The following is a 16,326-nucleotide window of genomic DNA, read 5'->3' as shown; positions in this document are numbered from 1 at the left end:
AGACCGGGCGGGGGGAGGATCAGACCGGCTCGAAGCCCTCGGGGGCGTCGTCGAGCGGCTCGATGACCGGCTTGTCCGGGGTGGCCGCGGGTCCTCTCTCATCGGCGTCGGCGTCGGCCGGGCCGCCATCTGCGGAGTCGGTTTCGGACATGCCATCAGCGTCGTCCGTGCGGCCCATGGGGGACTATGGGTAGGACACCCCATTCGGGGGCTCCGCGGCGGGTGGGGCACTACGGGGGTGCTCGACCCCGAGGTGCGCGCCGGGCGGGGTGCCGCGGTGCTCGGTGCCGAGGTGCGCGCCGAGGGCGACGCGGGAGCGCAGGCCGAGCTTGCGCAGCGCGGCGCCGAGGTGTTTCTCCACCGTCCTGGGGGAGACGAACAGCTGCTGGCCGATCTCCCGGTTGGTCAGCCCGGCGGCGGCCATCTCGGCGATCTCCCGCTCCCGGGGCGACAGGTCCGCGCCGTAGCCCTGCGGGCCGCCGGGGTAGCGGCCCCGCACCGTGACCCCGTGCCTGCGGGCCAGCTGCGCGGCGCGGTCCAGGTCCCAGCGCGCGCCCAGTTCGCGGAAGGCGGTGATCGCCGCCTGCAACGGCTCCTCGCCACGCGGGTCGCCCGCCGCGAACAGCCGTCCCGCCGCCAGCTCGCGGGCCTGGCCGGCCTCGTACGGCGCACCCAGCAGGTCGTATCCGTCCGCGGCGGCGAGAAAGTGGTCCGCGGCGGCGAGAGAACGCTCGGGGGCCAGGTGCCCGCGGGCGTGCGCCAGCGCGGCCGGCGCCATGGGCGCGTCCAGGCCGCCGAGCCGCGCGGACAGCCGGTCCACCAGGGCGGCCCCCTCGTCCCGCCGGCCCGCCGCCGCCAGCGCCTCGGCCAGCGCGGGCAGCGCGCGCACCGCCAGCGGCCAGAGCCCCTTGGTCTCCCACACGGCGACCGCGGCCGCCGTCGCCGCGAGCGCGGCCTCGGCCTCCCCGCTCGCGGTGGACAGCCGGAGCAGCCCGGCGGCCGACAGCGGAAGCAGCTCGTACGTGCCCAGGTCCAGCGCCCGGCCCGCGACGTCGGGCAGCTCACGGCGGGCCGTGTCGAGCTCGCCACGCGCCAGGGCCAGGCAGGCGGACACCGTCTCGGCGGACAGCCGGTCGAACGGCCGCCCGCTGTACTCGTCGAGGAGCAGCGCGGTGTCCTGCTCCAAGCCGTCCCAGTCACCGCGGCAGCAGGCCAGCAGCACCGCGACCAGCCGGCAGCGGGCCAGCGGCTCGCGCGACGACTCCTCGCCCTCCGCGCCCCGGATCGCGGCGCCCAGCAACTGCTCGGCGGCGACATAAGCTCCAGCGAAGGTGGCGTTCTCGGCGATGGATCGGTAGGCGCCCACCTCCTGGCGGTGCTGCGGGCGCCCGCCGGTCCTGCGGCGGACCTCCTCGGTCAGCTCCACCCAGCGCGGATCGCCGTAACCCGCCAGGGAGGTCGCGATCTTGCCGAGGACGAAGACCTCCTCGACCGGGTCGCCCATGGCGGGCACCGAGTCCAGGGCCCGGTCGAGCCAGACGAGGTGCTCGGCCAGCGGCACGTTCGCGTCCATCGGCCGGCCCAGCGACGCCATCACCCACACCGCGAGCGCGGGCCGGTCGCCCAGGTCGTCCACGGCCGCGGCGAAGGTGCGGCGCTGCTCGCCGGAGTCGCCGCCGAGCCGCTCCTGGAGCAGGCCGATCAGGAAGTGCAGCTGGCCTCGCAGGGGCCCGGGCTGCTCCGACTCCAGCGCCCGCGACAGCAGGTCGATCACCGCCGGCGGGTGCAGGACCTGCGCGGCGGCCCAGCCGAGCCGGACCGCCAGCAGGCCGCGGCGCTCCGGCGCGAGCGGCGCCTCGCGCAGCACGTCCTCCAGGATCCGGACGGCCTCGGCGTCGTCACCGAGCTGCGTGGCCTGCTCGGCGGCCCGGTCGGCGGCCTCCACCCAGTCCGTCAGCCGGCCGGCCTGGCGCAGGTGGTGGGCCTCCTGGCCGAGCGGCACCGGCTCGACCGCCCGCACGGCCAGGGCCGCGCGGGCGTGGAGCTCCTGCCGGCGCCCGAGCGGGATCCCGCCGTACACCGCCTGGGCGGTCAGCACGTGCCGGAAGGCCACCGACCCCGCCTGCTCGGCCAGCAGGCCGGAGACCAGCAGCTCGTCCACCCCGGCCACGGCCTCGGCCTTCGGCAGCCCGCTCACCTGGGCCAGCGCCTCCAGCCGCACCGGCACCTGGAGCACCGCCGCCGCCTCGGCCACGGCCCGCGCCGTCCCGGGTAACCGCGCCACCCGTTCGCGCACCGAGTCGCGCACGCCCGGCGGCACGTCGAGCTCGGCCACCGCCTTGCGCGCCCACCGCCCGCTGCGCAGCCTGATCAGCGCGCCCCGCTGGCGCAGCAGCGCCATCAGCTCCTGTACGGCGAGCGGCAGCCCCGACGACAGCTCGTGCAGGTGCGCCCCGAAGTCCGCGGTCACGCCCGCCTCGCCGAGGATCGCGGCGGCGAGCTCGCCGGTCTGCGCCGCGTCCAGGGGCCGCAGCAGGATGTGCTCGTGGAGGACGGCGTCCGCCGGGCGGCCCGTCGCCTCCCGTACCAGCGCGCCGGCCTCCTCGCCGCGATAGGTGAGCACCACCGACATCGGGGCCGGCAGGACCGCCAGCGCGTACGCGAGGAACTCGACGGTCTGCTCGTCGGCCCAGTGCAGGTCCTCCACGACCAGCACCACCGGGCCGAGCGCGCCCAGCACCTCGATGAGAGCGCGGAACAGCCGGTGGCGCTCGGCCGCCCGGTCGTCCAGCGGCTCCAGAGCGGGCGGCAGCACGGCCGCCAGCTCCGGCAGCAGCCCGCGCAGCGCGCCCGCGACCGGCGACAGCTCGGCCCGCGCCAGCGGCTCGCCCGTGCCGCGCAGCGCCTCCACCAGGGGGCCCAGCGGGAACGGCTCCCTGATCCGCCGCGCGCCCCCGCCGAGCAGCAGCCGGCCCGCCAGCTCGGGACGCGACGCCATCTCCGCCAGCAGCCGGCTCTTCCCGATGCCGGCCTCGCCCTCCAGCACCACGACGGCGGGCGGCCGGCTCACCGCGGCGACCAGGCGATCCAGCTCCTCCTCGCGCCCGACCAGGACCGGAGAGATCGCCCGTTCCGCCATCTGGCCCGCCTCCCTCGCCTGGTTCAGAGCCCCACAAGATGGACTCGAAGCCCTGAACCACCACAGTTGCGATCATTCATACAGCAAGTACGCCAGACGGGAGGGAACTGGTCCGGAGGACGATCGTCCAGGCGCCGGGGGAGAGCCGGTCATCGAGCGCGGCCGGGCGGCCTGCGCCAGAGCATGATCTCGGTTGCCGGAAGCCGCTCCGCGAAGCGGCCGTCAGGGGAGGACTGCCGCAGCATCGCGCGCAGGTCCCGTTCGAAGTCGGCCAGCCGGTCGCCGAACAGGTGAGGGGCCGAGTCGGAGCGCGAGAACGCCCAGGCCACGAGGTCGTCCACGGTGCGCTCGACCACTTCCCCGGCCGGTACGACCAGCCGTTCGAAGCCCTCGAACCCGGCCCTGGCCAGGACGAGGCCCTCCCCGCCCGGCGTGCCGTTGACGAGCAGGCCCTGCCCCGCGCGGCGCACCGGGCCCAGGTACCGGCGCACCAGGTCGCCGATCCGCGCGTACGGGGGAGCGAGCAGCGGCGGCGGCGCCGGTTCGGCGGGCGGCTCCTTCAGGTCGCTGATGTGGGCGAACACGCCGCCCGGCACCAGCATCTCCCGCACGCTCCCGGCCACGCGGTCCCGATCCGTCCAGTGGAACGACTGGGCGAACACCACGACCCGGAACTCGCCCAGACCGGCCGGCAGGTCCTCGGCGCGGGCCGTCACCCAGCGCGCGTTGGTCACCCCGCGACGCCTGGCCCGCCGCTCCGCCTCGGCCAGCATGTCCTCGTCGGGGTCGATGCCGACCGCCTCGGCGAAGAACCGCGCCAGGTCGAGCGTCACGATCCCCGGCCCGCAGCCGACGTCCAGGAGCCGGCCCCGGCCGTCCAGACCGAGCTCGGCGGCCAGCCGTTCGGCGAAGCCCCGGGCGTACGGCAGCCGGCCGCGCTCGTAATAGGCCGCGCTGCCCTGGAACAGCGTGCTGTCCCACTCCCATCCGTCAGGCATGTCGATCCCCCTCCATGGGCCGGTGCAGGCCGCCGATCTCCGTGGCCGTCGCTGCATTCTGCCCTTCTCGACCGCTCCCGATAGATTGATCACAAGGATCTCCGGCGCCTTGACCTGCCTCATCATTCAGAGAGAAACCTGATGTCCGCCAATCCGACCTACGTCTTCGTCCACGGCTCGGGAAGCAACTCCTTCCTGTGGACGCCGCTGATGCGCGAGCTCGCGCTGCTCGGCCACCGTACGCTCGCCGTCGATCTGCCCGGCCACGGCTTCGACGCCCAGTACCCCACCTCCTACCAGGCGCCCCAGGATCTCCACGCGCTGGCCGCCGAGCCGTCCAGGCTGGCCGCGGTCACCCTCCAGGACAACGTGGACCATGTCGCCGGCATCGTCCGCCGGGTTGCGGAGCACGGCCCGGTGATCCTGGTCGGCGCCAGCCTCGGCGGCCTGACCATCAGCCGCGTGGGCAACGCCGTACCCGATCTGATCAGCCGGATCGTCTACCTGTCGGCGTGGTGCTGCGTGAAACTGCCGAGCCTGGCCGACTATCTCGGGGAGCCCGAGTTCGCCGCGCAGATGACCGTCACCGTGCCGCCCGTCGGCGACCCCGCCGCGCTCGGGGCCGTCCGCGTGAACTGGCGGGCGGCCGATCCGGGCTTCCTCGCCGACGCCAGGCACCTGTTCATGGCCGACGCGACGGACGACCAGTTCCGGGTCTTCCTCAACACCCTGCAGCCGGACTCCTCGATGGCGGTGCTCACCGCCGACGCCAGGGTGGACGCGGCGACCTGGGGCACCATCCCGCGCACCTACATCCGGCTGACCGAGGACCGTACGACACCGGTGGCCTTCCAGGACCGGATGATCGCCGAGGCCGACGAGCTGACCCCGGGCAACCCGTTCGACGTGCACAGCGTCGAGTCGAGCCACGCCGGGTTCATCCTGAAAGGGGCGGAGGTGGCGGCGATCCTCGCCCGCCTGGCCTGAGCCCCCGGCCGGGGGAAACCCGGTTGCGGCCGCTGTGCCGGCCGGTCGACGATGGCGGTCGTGGTTGCGATCAAGATGCACAGGGACCAGACGGACACCGACGTCACACTGGTACGCCGCCTGCTGGCCGGACAGTTCGCGCAATGGGCGGATCTCCCGGTCGTGCCGGTGGACTCCTACGGCACGGACAACGACATCTACCGGCTCGGGGATCGGCTGGTCGCCCGGCTGCCCCGAGGCGGGTGGGCCGACCACCAGGTGCTGAAAGAGCACGACTGGCTGCCGAGGATCGCGCCGAACCTGCCGCTCGCCGTACCCGTGCCGCTGGCGCTCGGGCGGCCCGCCGACGGCTACCCGTTCAACTGGGCGGTGCACGAATGGCTGCCCGGCGAGAACGCCAACGGCACGATCGGCGACCTCGAACAGGCCGCCGCCGACCTGGCCGCCTTCATCGCCGCGCTGCGCCGGATCGACACGGCCGGCGCGCATCCCCGGCCCGCGCGCAGCCGGGGCGGGCCGCTGGACGAGCTGGACGAGCTCGTCCGCCGGTCGGTCGCCCACCTCGGCGACCGCATCGACGGCAAGGCCACCCTCCGCGCGTGGCAGGAGGCGCTGGACGCCCCCGCCTGGGACGGGCCGGAGACGTGGCTGCACGGCGACCTGCTGCCGGGCAACCTGCTGGTCACCGGCGGCCGCCTGTCGGCGATCATCGACTTCGGCGGCTTCAACGTCGGCGACCCCGCCTGCGATCTGCAGCCCGCGTGGAACGTCTTCAGCGGTGAGAGCCGCCGGCGCTTCCGCGCCGAGCTGGAGGTGGATGACGCCGGCTGGCTGCGCGGCCGGGGCTGGACCATTTACCAGGCCGTTTCCGGGCTGGCGTACTACTGGGAGACCAACCCGGGCATGGTCCGCCAGACCTCGCACGCGCTCGCGCAGATCCTGGCTTAGCCTGCCGCCCGGGCAAGAAGCTCATTCCAGGGCGGTGCGGATCGTCCGCAGCGCCTGCGCCATCTGCTGGAGCATGGCCGGCGGCACCAGCCGCGAGGTCCAGCGTTCGATCTCCTCCTCGTAGGTCGCGCGCGCCCCGGCGAGCGTGCCGGCTCCGGCGGGCGTGAGCTCCAGGAACGACGAGCGGCCGTCGGCCGGGTTCGCCACGCGACGGCACCAGCCGGCCGCCACCAGCCGGTCCACCGACTTGCTCGCGGCGCCGACCGTGATGGCGACCTCGTGCACGATGTCCAGGACCCGGCAGCCGGGACGGCTGGAGATCACCGTCATCAGGTCGTACTGGCCCAGCCGGATCCCGTGCTCGGCCTGCAGCCGGGCATCCACGGCATTCCACAGCCGCGTCTCGACGCGGACGAGGTCCACGAACAGCTGCCCTGCGTCGGTCACGCGGCCTCCTCCGACCGTGGGAATTAGATTCCACGGAATCTTGTTGCGATGTGCATTCCAAGGAATCTATCTGGTCCGACCTGGAGGTCAACGATGAGCCGTAGCCAACGCCGGGACCTGGACGCCCTGCTCCGCAGCGCGCCGAAGGCCCCGGACGCCACGGTCGCCGAGGCGCGGGCGAGTTTCGCGCAGATGTTCAACGCGCCGGCGCCGGACGGCGTCACCGTGCGCGACGCCACGCTCGGCGGCCGTCCCGCGCTGGAGCTCGACCCCGGCGGCCAGGCCGGGGACAGGGTGCTGCTGTACCTGCACGGCGGCGGATACGTCGTCGGCTCGCCGCGCACACACGCCGCCCTGGCCGGCGAGCTCGTCCGCCGCACCCGTACGCGGCTCGTCTCGCTCGACTACCGGCTCGCGCCCGAGCACCCGTTCCCCGCGGCGGTCGAGGACGGTTTGGCGGCCTACCGCGAGCTGCTCCAGCGCAGCGCGCACCCGGATGACATCGCCCTGGCCGGTGACTCGGCCGGCGGCGGGCTGGCGATCGCGACGCTGCTGGCCGCGCGCGACGAAGGACTGCCGATGCCGGCCGCCGCCGTGGTGTTCTCGCCGTGGACGGACCTGACGCTCACCGGCGCGAGCATGGAGAGCAAGCACGGGATCGATCCGATCTTCGTCCGCTCCGACATCGAGGAGTACCGCAGGCACTACCTGGGGCAGCAGGATCCGTCCGCGCCGACGGCCAGCCCCGCGCTCGCCGACCTCACCGGGCTGCCGCCGCTGCTCATCCAGGCCGGCTCGAACGAGCTCCTGCTGGACGACGCGATCCGCCTGGCCGCCCGCGCGGGATCGGACGACGTGGACGTGACGCTGCAGATCCTGGGCGGGCTGCCGCATGTCTTCCAGCACCAGTCAGGGTTCGTCGACGAGGCCGGCCAGGCTCTCGACGACGCGGCGCGGTTCCTCGCCCAGGCTCACGACGCGGCGCGCGCGGAGCGCTGAGCATCCTGACGTGTACGGGACTGGCCGGCGATGAGCGGCAGCACGCTACTCCAATTGGAGCTCCGCCACCGCCGCCCGGCTCCGGGCCACGTGGCGGAGAACTGCGCGTCCGCGTAGCTGAATCCGCCTGTCGCCACATCACAGCTTCAGGCGCTCAGAAATACGGTGTCCAGCCGGAGCTGATGGCCGTGCCCGCGCCGAATTTGTTGCCGCCCCTGCCGTTCCAGAGATACAGCTTGTCGTCACTGACGGCGGCGATGTCCGTGTGACCGTCTTCGTTGACGTCTCCGAGTGACATGAGGGTGCCGGCGTAGGGGGCCCAGCCGGGGCCGAGTTCGGTAGCGGCGGTGAAGTTGCTGGCGCCCTTGCCGTTCCAGACGTGCAGGGTGCTGGTGTCCTTCTTGACCGCGAGCAGGTCGCCGATGCCGTCGCCGTTGAAGTCGCCGGCGATCGGCCGGCTGAAGGCGGCCCAGCCGCCGCCGACCGTGGTGCCCGAGCCGAAGGCGTTGCCGCCCTTGCCGTTCCAGATGGTCAGCACTCCGGTGTCGGCGTGCACGGCGCCGATGTCGGTACGGCCGTCTTCGTTGACGTCACCCAGTGACATGAGGGTGGCGGAGTAGGGGGCCCAGCCGGGGCCGAGCTCGGCGGCGGCGGTGAAGTTGTTGGCGCCCTTGCCGTTCCAGACGTGCAGGGTGTTGGTGTCCTTCTTGACCGCGAGCAGGTCGCTGATCCCGTCGCCGTTGAAGTCGCCGGCGATCGGCCGGCTGAACCCGGTCCAGCTGCCGCCGATCGCGGTGGCCGGGCCGAACTTGTTGCCGCCCTCGCCGTTCCAGACCGTCAGCGTCCCGGTGGCGGCGGAGAAGAGGTCGCCCACGCCGTCGGCGTCGAAGTCCGCGGTGGCCGATCCACCCATCCCGGCGTCCTGCGGGTTCTGCGCGTGGGTGAGGGTCTCCCAGCCAAGGAAGTGCGACACCCCGACGGGGCGGCTCTGCTCGACCCACTGCGCGGCGTAGGGAATGTCGTACCCGAGCCGCTGGTGCAGCGCGTTGTAGCCGACCTCGAAGTGCTCCCCGAGGTCGGCGGTGACCTTTCCGCCGCACAGCCACGACGGCACCGCCGCGCCCAGCCGCAGGCGGGCGTGGAAGTCCATCGCGAGCCGCAGCCGGTGCTTGGCCGCGGCGTACAGGTCCACGCCCTGATGACCGGCCGTCTCCGCGACGTGGGAGATGGCGGCCAGACCCCATCCGGTGTGCCAGAAGTCCCGGCAGGTCTCCTGGGTCAGCCCGTCCACGAACGTGCTCTGCCCCTGCCAGTAGTCGATGATCTCGGCCTTGGTGTTGTACGTGCTGCCCGGCGGGGCCTTGGGCAGCGAGCCGTCCGTCTTGAGGTAGATGTAGGCGGGCAGCCGGCCGCGCCAGGTCGCGACCGCCCGGTCGAAGGAGGCACGGTCGTCGAGGTGCACGGCGATGCCGATGGCGGCATCCGTCATGATCAGCTCCCAGTTGCCGTTGCCGTTGGGCCTGCCGGCGATCACGATCGGGAGATACACGTCGCGGAGCTTGCCCGCGAACCGGCCGGCCTTCGCCCAGCCGGTGTAGGTGTGCTTGATGAGCTCGGCGGCGCGGGAGAAGCTGGCGCCCGCCCAGCCGGTCTGCAACGGCGCGTTGCTCCCGGTGTGGCCGGTGATCACGGCTGACCAGGCGTCCATGATCTGGATCGCCTTCTCGGCGTAGCGGGAGTCCTTCGTGAGGTACCACTGCAGGGCATGCGTGTAGGCCGCCATGGCGTCCTTGCGCTCGTCCGAGCAGCCGTGGTCGGGATTCGACACCGGGCCGCACTCCACGACGGCGCGGGGCTTGGCCGCGTAGGACAGCGAAGCATAAGAGCTGTTCTGCAGGCCCTTCCAGGCGGACTTCCACGGGTCCTTGTCGAGGTTCGCCCGGACGAAATCGAGCTGAGCGCGGCTGACCAGGACGCCAGGGTGTTTGAACACGGCCGCCTGCGCGGGCTGGGGGACGGCTAACGCGGCGACCACGAGCATGGCGGCGGCAAGAGGGCGGGCGAGACGCACGGCTTTCCTTCCAAAGAGAAAAGGCCCATTCCGCCAGCCGCCGGCTCGGACTGTCAACGAATTCGTGCCGTGGACCCGCGCTTATATACCCGCCGCATACCGGCCGGGCAGCGCGGGCGGAAATGGCCCGCCCGCCCCATGAGCGGAAGGCCCGCTTTCTCATGACCGGATACGCTCTATAGCTCCGACCGAGGTGAATGCCGAGGCCGTTCAACGTGTGCCGCAAAGGACGGGTGATGTCGCATCCTTGGCGCGGCTGGTGTTTACTCCGGCCCGGTCTCATGCTGTACGGCGGGACGGTCGGCAGGAACGCCCTGCACGCACACCACGCGGTTCAGCTGATCGTCTCCGCCGAGCCCTTCACCATGGCCGACGCCCACGGCGAGCGGCTGACCACGCACCTCGCCGTCATTCCCCCCGACACCCGCCACACCGTGCTCGCCGGTGCTCACGAGGCCCTGCTGGTTCACCTGGATCCCCGCAGCTCGCCGGGCCGGTCCCTGCTCGCACGCTCCGGTACGGGATCCAGGGCCCCGGAATGGTCGCCGGCCCGCGGCGCTCCAGCCCATACGCTGACCGAGCCGGCGCACACGAGCCCGCGACCGGGGGACCGCAAGGGGAGACGGCCGCTCATGTTCGCGGAGCCGCCGGTCGGTCATGCGCACTCAGCCGAGGCGGCGGCCGCCCTGCGGGCCGTCGAGGGGTGGACCGGCCACAGCGCCGCCGGCAGCGTTCCGCTCCACCCGGCCGTGGAGTCGGCGATCACCGTGATCCCCACCCTGCTGAGGCGGGGGCCGGTGCGGCTGCGTACGGTGGCGGACGCCGTCCACCTGTCGCCGAGCTGGCTGGCGCACCTGTTCAGCGCGCACGTGGGGATCCCCCTGCGGCCTTATGTGCGCTGGCTACGCCTCCAGCAAGCCATCGGCCTGGTCGCCGCGGGGGAGACGCTGACGGAGGCCGCGCACAGCGCCGGGTTCACCGACAGCCCGCACTTCACCCGGGCCTTCAGGAACACCTTCGGGACCGCGCCATCCGAGCTGGCCGCCGCGATCGACTGGGTGCCCTGAGCCGGGGCTGTCAGCGCAGCTCACGCTTGAGGATCTTGCCGGTCGCCGTCATCGGCAGGCTCTCGCGGAACTCGATGATCCGGGGGTACTTGTAGGCCGCCATGTTCTCCTTGCACCAGGCGACGAGCTCGTCCGCGCCCGCCGGCGCGCCGGGCGCCGGGATGACGTACGCCTTGACCTCCTCGCCGTGCGAGCCGTGCGGCACGCCGACCACCGCCACCAGCGAGACCGCCGGGTGCGTCATCAGCACCTCCTCCACCTCGCGCGGGTAGACGTTGAAGCCGCCTCGGATGATCATGTCCTTCGTGCGGTCGATGATGGCGTAGTAACCGTCCTCGTCGCGGGTGGCGATGTCGCCGGTGCGGAACCAGCCGTCCCGCAGGACCTCGTCGGTGGCCTCGGGCCGCCCGTAATAGCCCTTCATGACGTTGTGCCCGCGGATGGCGATCTCGCCGGGGCCCTCGCCCTCGATGGTGTTCCAGTCGTCGTCCACCAGCCGCATCTGCACGCCCCAGATGGGGAAGCCGATGGTGCCGGGCTTGGTGGGCCGCCTGAGCTGGTTGAAGCTGGCCACCGGGGAGGTCTCCGACAGGCCGTAGCCCTCCAGGATCGGGATGCCGAAGGTGGCCTCGAAATCCTTGAGCACCTCGACCGGGCAGGAGGCGCCGCCCGCCACCGCCACCCGCAGCGTCGTGGGCGCCTCGGCCCCGTCGGCGTGGATCTTCGACAGCAGCGCCCAGAACATCGTCGGCACCCCGGCGAACATGGTCACCTTCTCCTTGCGCATGAGCTCCAGCGCCTCGCCGGGCTCGAAGCGCGGCTGGAGCACGAGGGTGGCGCGGCGGCGCACGCTCACGTTCATGACCGCGGTCTGGCCGAAGGAGTGGAAGAGCGGCAGCACGGCGAAGGAGACGTCGCCGTCGGGGTCGGCGGGGAACATCTCGTTGCTGACGATGGTGTTGGTCAGCATGTTCATGTGGGTCAGCACGGCGCCCTTGGGCTGGCCGGTGGTGCCGGAGGTGTAGAGGATGGCCGCGGTGTCGCCCGGCTCGGTCTGCACCGTCTCGAACTCCCCGGACATGCCGTCCAGCGCCGCCCAGAACGACTCGCCGTGCTCCGACTCGGTGGCCAGCGGGGTGGCGGGCAGGACGAAGAAGTGCTCACAGCCCTCGACGGCGTCGAACGCCCCCCGCCCGCGCGCGCCCATGGGCAGCTCGGGGGAGCCCTCGAAGCAGAAGAGCGCCTTGGCGTCGCTGTCGGTCAGGTGATAGATGATCTCGCGCGGCTGCAGCAGCACGTTGAGCGGAACGACGGTCGCCCCGGCCTTGAGGATGCCGAAGTAGACGAAGGGGAAATAGGGCACGTTCGGGCAGAGCAGCGCGACCTTGTCGCCCCTGCCGACCCCCCGGGCCACCAGGAGGTTGGCCACCTGGTTCGCGACGGAGTCCACCATGGAGTACGGCAGGCGCAGGTCGCCGAAGACCAGGGCGGTGCGATCTGGAGCTTCGCGGGCGCTGTCTTCGAGAATGATCGACAGATTGAGCATCGCGACCCTTTCCACAGGATGTGGGGACATGCCTCGTACGTCCCAAGGATTCCCTGAGGATCCGGGCAGGACTTGTACGAACGTGTCGTCCCGGGGCCGCGTCCACCGGCGATCTCCCCCTTGAGGGGAGGCGCCTCCCTCGCTCTGGGGAGTGACTCCCGGCGCGCGGCTCCTACGGTCGCAGCATGGTTGATTCTGATCGCCCGAGAGCCTGGCCGGCCTACGCGGTGGCGGCGCTGTTCCTCGGCTACGCCGCGGGGAAGGCCGCATTCGCCCTGCAGGCCCGGCTCGGCTTCCCGGGCGGCCCGCCCGTGTCCGCCGCCGAGACCGGCGGCTATTTCCTGGACGCGGCCACCGCGCAGTGGCTCGCGGCCGCGTCCGGCGTGCTGGGCGCGTGCGTCGCCGTCATCACGGTCACGGCGCTGGGGCGCAGGGTGCCCAGAACGCTCATGCTCCTCGTGCTGGCCGGGATGCTGCCGGCCGTCGGCGGCGGCGCCGGAATCATGATCCTGGACGGCTTCGTCGGCATCGGCGTGGGCTGGCGGTGGTATCACGGGGTCCTCGGCGGCCTCGTGATCGGGCTGTTCCTGGAGATGACCAGGTCGTACGCGGCGGTGACGAGACGGGCCCCGGGCCGCCCGGTCAGCGCCGACTCCCCTCGGCGCCGGTGACCGCATCGTGCTGTGACCGCCAGCCGTGGATCAGCAGGTCGAACGCGGTCTCCACCGCCGTGCGCGGATCGTGCCGCCCCTTGGCCATGGTCGGGATCTGCAGGACGAACCGCGCGAGCGCCGAGCAGGCGGGGTCGTCCGGCTCCCGGCCGAGCTCTTCCGCGATCACGGTGCCGAGGGTGATCGCATGCCGCATCCACATGCGTTCCGCGTACGTGCGGAGCGCGGGCGTCTCGTCCACCAGCGCGGTGAACCGGTCGTGACGCGGGTCCGACTCGATCGACACCCAGGACCTCAGCGCGTGGACGCGGAGCGCCTCGACCACGTCCTGGCCTGCGGGCCGTTCGCGGACGGCGGCCACCAGCTCCGCCTCGGTGTCCTCCTCGCGGTCGAAGACCAGCGCCTCCTTGCTCGGGAAGTGCGCGAAGAGGGTCGTCGTCGACACGTCGGCCCTGTCGGCGATGTCGCGGACGCTCGCTCGTTCGAAGCCGTGCTCCAGAAAGAGCTCCATTGCGGCGTCGGCGATGGCCTGCCGCGTCGCGGCCTTCTTGCGCTCGCGACGGCCAACGGCCGGAGAGTCGGGCATGGCGTCACTGTACCCCACAACTGAAACGAGGCAGAAACTGGAACAGTTGCACTTATGTACTCGTTTCTGCTTTGGTGGTCTCCGACCGACGAAAGGAACCACCATGGACTCTCCGACGCCCGCGAACGCGCGGATCAGCATCATCGGCGCCGGCCCCGGCGGCCTCACGTGCGCACGCATCCTGCAGCGGCACGGCATCCCGGTGACGGTGTACGACCGCGATCCGGACGCCGGCTCCCGCAACCAGGGCGGCTCGCTCGACCTGCACGAGGAGGACGGCCAGCACGCGCTCCGTGCCGCCGGCCTGCTGGCGGAGTTCTTCGCGCTGGCCAGGTTCGAGGGGCAGGAAATGCGCCGGCTGGATCCGGCGGGGAGCGTGCTCGCCCACCATCTGCCGGACGAGGGCGAGACGCTCAGCCCCGAGATCGACCGCGGGCAGCTCCGCGATCTCCTGCTGGGCTCACTGGCTGAGGGGACGGTCCAGTGGGGGCGCACTCTCGAAGCGGTGAGCGGACCACCCGAGGGGCCGCGAACGCTGACGTTCGCCGACGGGACGGCTGTCGAGGCGGATCTCGTGATCGGCGCGGACGGCGCCTTCTCCCGAGTCCGTACGGCGGTGTCGCCCGCGACGCCGCGCTACACCGGGGTCGGCTTCCTGGAGGCCTGGTTCGACGATATGGAAAGCGCGCACCCCGAGCTTTCCGAGCTGACCGGAGGGGGCAGCGCCCATGCCGCCGACGGCGAGCGCGGCCTTTTCGCGCAGCGCAACAGCGGCGGCCACATGCGCGTCTACATCATGCGGCGCGTCCCCGTGGACTGGATCGCGGCGAACGGGCTTCGCCCTGGCGACACCGAGGGCATCCGCGCGCGGCTGCTGAGCGAGTACGCGGCCTGGTCGCCGCGGATGCTGCGGATGATCACCGACAACGACGGCCCGTACGTCGATCGTCCGCTCTTCGCCCTGCCGGTGCCGCACGCGTGGGAGCACTCGCCCAGCGTGACGCTCCTGGGAGACGCCGCGCACCTCATGCCCCCGCTGGGCGTCGGCGTCAACCTCGCCATGCTCGACGCCGCCGAGCTCGCGCTCGCACTCGCCGGCTCCTCCACCGTCGGCGACGCCGTGCGCGGCTACGAGAAGTCGATGCTCCCGCGCTCGGCGGAGATGGCCCAGCTGCTCGAAGGCGGCGCCGAGCAGCTCCTGTCCGTGCCCGACCCCGGCGAGATCGGGCGTGATGCCAGAGCCGGCGCATAGGCTCCGCCCGGCGCGGTAGCGGCGGCTCAGCGCGCCTGCCCGTGGCCTGCGTGGCGGCCGGACACCAGCTCGAAGGCGACACCCAGTGCCGCGGCCGCCTTCTCGTCCTCGGTCATCTCCGCGACCGAGGCGGGCAGCAGGAACGGCGGGGCGCCGGCCATGTGCAGCGCCATGACGGCGAGCCGGGCCTTGAGCTGCTCCGCCGGACCCGCCTGCGGCGGAGCGAGGAGCTCGCAGAGGGTGTTGAACCGGTCGAGGACCCGGTGGCCGACCGCCAGCTCGCTCACTCCCGCGTGGTTGGCCTGAGCGAACTGCATGACCGCCGGGAGGCGGCGACCGGCGCCGGTGAGGTAGCGGCGCAAGATCTCCTCGCGGGTCCCGGCGGTCGGCGGTTGCGTGCGGCCCCAGGCGATGAGCTGGTCCATGGAGCTCAGGACGTCGTCGACGACGCTCGTGCGACGGCACGACCAGCGTCGCCCGGCTCATGTGCGACGCCCGGCCCGTACTGCTGGATCTCACCGGCGACGCCGCTTTGGTGGGCGCGGCATCCGGATGGGGACACCGGGTGAGGCTGGTCGCCGGGCAGAGCGACCGGCAGGCTTCACCCGCCGACGCGTTGCTGGTCCGCCCGGACGGCTACGTGGCCTGGGCGACCGGATCCGGCGAAACGTCAACTCAGGCACATGAGGGACTGCGCCATGCCCTGACCACGTGGTTCGGCGCCTCTGCGGATGAGCGGACCGGGAGTTAGGAGGCTCGACGGAGAATTTCCGGTTCTCGAGAAAACGACGTGACCGCCCCGGCGGGTAAATCATGAATAGTCGCAGGTCGCATAGGGTGGCCGAGTTTTCTGGCACGCGCAGGATCGGATTCAGGACGCTGGAAACGCCTTTCTGCGGGCTCGGCTCCCTTTGCTACGCGTGGGTCCTCGTTTGAGTTGAGTGAAGCCCGTGAGTGCTGTTACCTTCGCACGGTGGACGACAGGCGTGCACGGGCGGAGATAATCGAGGACTTCGCGGCGACCCTGCGTGAACTGCGCAATGCGGTCGGCAACCCGCCTTTCCGGGAGATGTCCGGCCGGTCGGGGGCGATTTCTCACACAACGCTGCACGAAGCCACGAAGGGTAATCGGCTCCCGAGTTGGGAGACCACCGTCGAGTTCGCCAAAGCGTGTAATGCGGACCCCGCCGCCTATCGCGAACGCTGGGAAAGGGCGAATCTGGCGGTCAGATCGGCGAACGCAGGCGATTCCCCGATCCGGGTGGACACCTCGGTGGACCATCCGTCCGGCGGGCTCGCGACCTCCGCGGAGCTTCGCACCGTGCACCTCGCCGTCGGGTCACAAGCGCCCCGCTCGGCCGGCGAGGCCACGCCATCCGGGCCTGCGCCGCCGCCACCGTCCGGCGACCTCGCGGGCGGCGGCCGGCCGCCGGTCCCCGCGCCGGGGAGCGGCGGGCGATTACGGCTGAGCCGCCCGGCCGCGATAGCGGCAGCGGCTGTCATCGCGGGGGCAGCGGTCCTCGTGGTGACTTTCGTCAATCGCGGCTCCGAGCCCGAAGAACCCACCCCCACCCCCGCCTCCTTTTCCCATCTCCCAGCCCCCAACACCCCCAAC

Annotated in this window: 14 protein-coding genes and 2 pseudogenes; 8 read left to right on the top strand and 8 right to left on the bottom strand. The window is 72.2% G+C overall.

The window, feature by feature from the left end:
• Nucleotides 1-19: 19 nt before the first annotated feature.
• The 3 genes from ETD85_RS67105 to ETD85_RS49520 all read right to left on the bottom strand — a co-directional run bounded on the left by ETD85_RS67105 (nt 20) and on the right by ETD85_RS49520 (nt 4,137).
• Nucleotides 20-151, bottom strand: a complete 132-nt coding sequence (locus ETD85_RS67105; protein WP_276617391.1) for a hypothetical protein — start codon at nt 149-151, stop codon at nt 20-22.
• 33 nt (nt 152-184) lie between these two features.
• On the bottom strand, nt 185-3,139 hold the full coding sequence (locus ETD85_RS49525) for a helix-turn-helix transcriptional regulator (RefSeq protein ID WP_138696820.1): 2,955 nt from the start codon (nt 3,137-3,139) through the stop codon (nt 185-187).
• A gap of 149 nt (nt 3,140-3,288) precedes the next feature.
• A complete protein-coding gene (locus ETD85_RS49520) occupies nt 3,289-4,137 on the bottom strand; it encodes a class I SAM-dependent methyltransferase (protein ID WP_138696819.1) in 849 nt (282 codons plus the stop codon).
• A 141-nt stretch (nt 4,138-4,278) separates the two neighbouring features.
• Between ETD85_RS49520 and ETD85_RS49515 the strand changes: the two genes are divergently transcribed.
• Both ETD85_RS49515 and ETD85_RS49510 read left to right on the top strand, forming a co-directional pair.
• The gene (locus ETD85_RS49515) at nt 4,279-5,124 is read left to right on the top strand and encodes an alpha/beta hydrolase (RefSeq protein ID WP_138696818.1); all 846 of its coding nucleotides are present in this window, start codon (nt 4,279-4,281) and stop codon (nt 5,122-5,124) included.
• 51 nt (nt 5,125-5,175) lie between these two features.
• Nucleotides 5,176-6,072, top strand: coding sequence for an aminoglycoside phosphotransferase family protein (locus tag ETD85_RS49510; RefSeq protein ID WP_240779940.1), 897 nt, complete (start codon nt 5,176-5,178; stop codon nt 6,070-6,072).
• 21 nt (nt 6,073-6,093) lie between these two features.
• On the opposite strand, the gene ETD85_RS49505 is transcribed toward ETD85_RS49510, so the two are convergent.
• Complete coding sequence (locus ETD85_RS49505; RefSeq protein ID WP_138696816.1) at nt 6,094-6,519, bottom strand: MarR family winged helix-turn-helix transcriptional regulator; 426 nt, start codon at nt 6,517-6,519, stop codon at nt 6,094-6,096.
• A 93-nt stretch (nt 6,520-6,612) separates the two neighbouring features.
• Between ETD85_RS49505 and ETD85_RS49500 the strand changes: the two genes are divergently transcribed.
• On the top strand, nt 6,613-7,518 hold the full coding sequence (locus ETD85_RS49500; protein WP_138696815.1) for an alpha/beta hydrolase: 906 nt from the start codon (nt 6,613-6,615) through the stop codon (nt 7,516-7,518).
• 154 nt (nt 7,519-7,672) lie between these two features.
• Here ETD85_RS49500 and ETD85_RS49495 read toward each other — a convergent pair whose 3' ends face one another.
• A complete protein-coding gene (locus tag ETD85_RS49495) occupies nt 7,673-9,589 on the bottom strand; it encodes an FG-GAP-like repeat-containing protein (RefSeq protein WP_138696814.1) in 1,917 nt (638 codons plus the stop codon).
• Between the two features lie 281 nt (nt 9,590-9,870).
• Between ETD85_RS49495 and ETD85_RS49490 the strand changes: the two genes are divergently transcribed.
• Nucleotides 9,871-10,656: a helix-turn-helix transcriptional regulator gene (locus tag ETD85_RS49490; RefSeq protein WP_170247267.1), complete on the top strand. Its 786-nt coding sequence runs from the start codon at nt 9,871-9,873 to the stop codon at nt 10,654-10,656.
• Nucleotides 10,657-10,666: 10 nt separating this feature from the next.
• Here ETD85_RS49490 and ETD85_RS49485 read toward each other — a convergent pair whose 3' ends face one another.
• Entirely contained in the window at nt 10,667-12,202 is a 1,536-nt protein-coding gene (locus ETD85_RS49485) for a long-chain-fatty-acid--CoA ligase (protein ID WP_138696821.1), read from the bottom strand.
• Nucleotides 12,203-12,387: 185 nt separating this feature from the next.
• Here ETD85_RS49485 and ETD85_RS49480 point away from each other — a divergent pair, with 185 nt between their 5' ends.
• Nucleotides 12,388-12,873, top strand: a complete 486-nt coding sequence (locus ETD85_RS49480) for a hypothetical protein (RefSeq protein ID WP_138696812.1) — start codon at nt 12,388-12,390, stop codon at nt 12,871-12,873.
• On the opposite strand, the gene ETD85_RS49475 is transcribed toward ETD85_RS49480, so the two are convergent.
• Entirely contained in the window at nt 12,845-13,459 is a 615-nt protein-coding gene (locus ETD85_RS49475) for a TetR/AcrR family transcriptional regulator (RefSeq protein ID WP_138696811.1), read from the bottom strand. The two genes, ETD85_RS49480 and ETD85_RS49475, sit on opposite strands and share 29 nt — an antisense overlap.
• 103 nt (nt 13,460-13,562) lie before the next feature.
• Between ETD85_RS49475 and ETD85_RS49470 the strand changes: the two genes are divergently transcribed.
• Entirely contained in the window at nt 13,563-14,711 is a 1,149-nt protein-coding gene (locus tag ETD85_RS49470; RefSeq protein ID WP_138696810.1) for an FAD-dependent oxidoreductase, read from the top strand.
• Between the two features lie 26 nt (nt 14,712-14,737).
• Here the strand turns inward: ETD85_RS49470 and ETD85_RS49465 are convergent, their stop codons facing one another.
• Nucleotides 14,738-15,136 carry a hypothetical protein gene (locus tag ETD85_RS49465; RefSeq protein WP_138696809.1) on the bottom strand — a complete coding sequence of 133 codons (399 nt, stop codon included), beginning with the start codon at nt 15,134-15,136 and terminating at the stop codon, nt 14,738-14,740.
• 44 nt (nt 15,137-15,180) lie between these two features.
• On the opposite strand from ETD85_RS49465, the pseudogene ETD85_RS67755 reads away from it, so the two are divergent.
• Together ETD85_RS67755 and ETD85_RS65135 are read left to right on the top strand one after the other, a co-directional pair.
• Nucleotides 15,181-15,462: pseudogene (locus ETD85_RS67755) on the top strand (aromatic-ring hydroxylase C-terminal domain-containing protein); the annotation flags it as partial.
• 222 nt (nt 15,463-15,684) lie between these two features.
• A pseudogene (locus tag ETD85_RS65135) lies at nt 15,685-16,326 on the top strand (hypothetical protein); the annotation flags it as partial.

The organism is Nonomuraea zeae, assembly GCF_005889725.1.
GTDB classification, from domain to species: domain Bacteria; phylum Actinomycetota; class Actinomycetes; order Streptosporangiales; family Streptosporangiaceae; genus Nonomuraea; species Nonomuraea zeae.
Note: the sequence above shows the minus strand (reverse complement) of the source record. Positions and strands in the feature narration are given on the sequence as shown.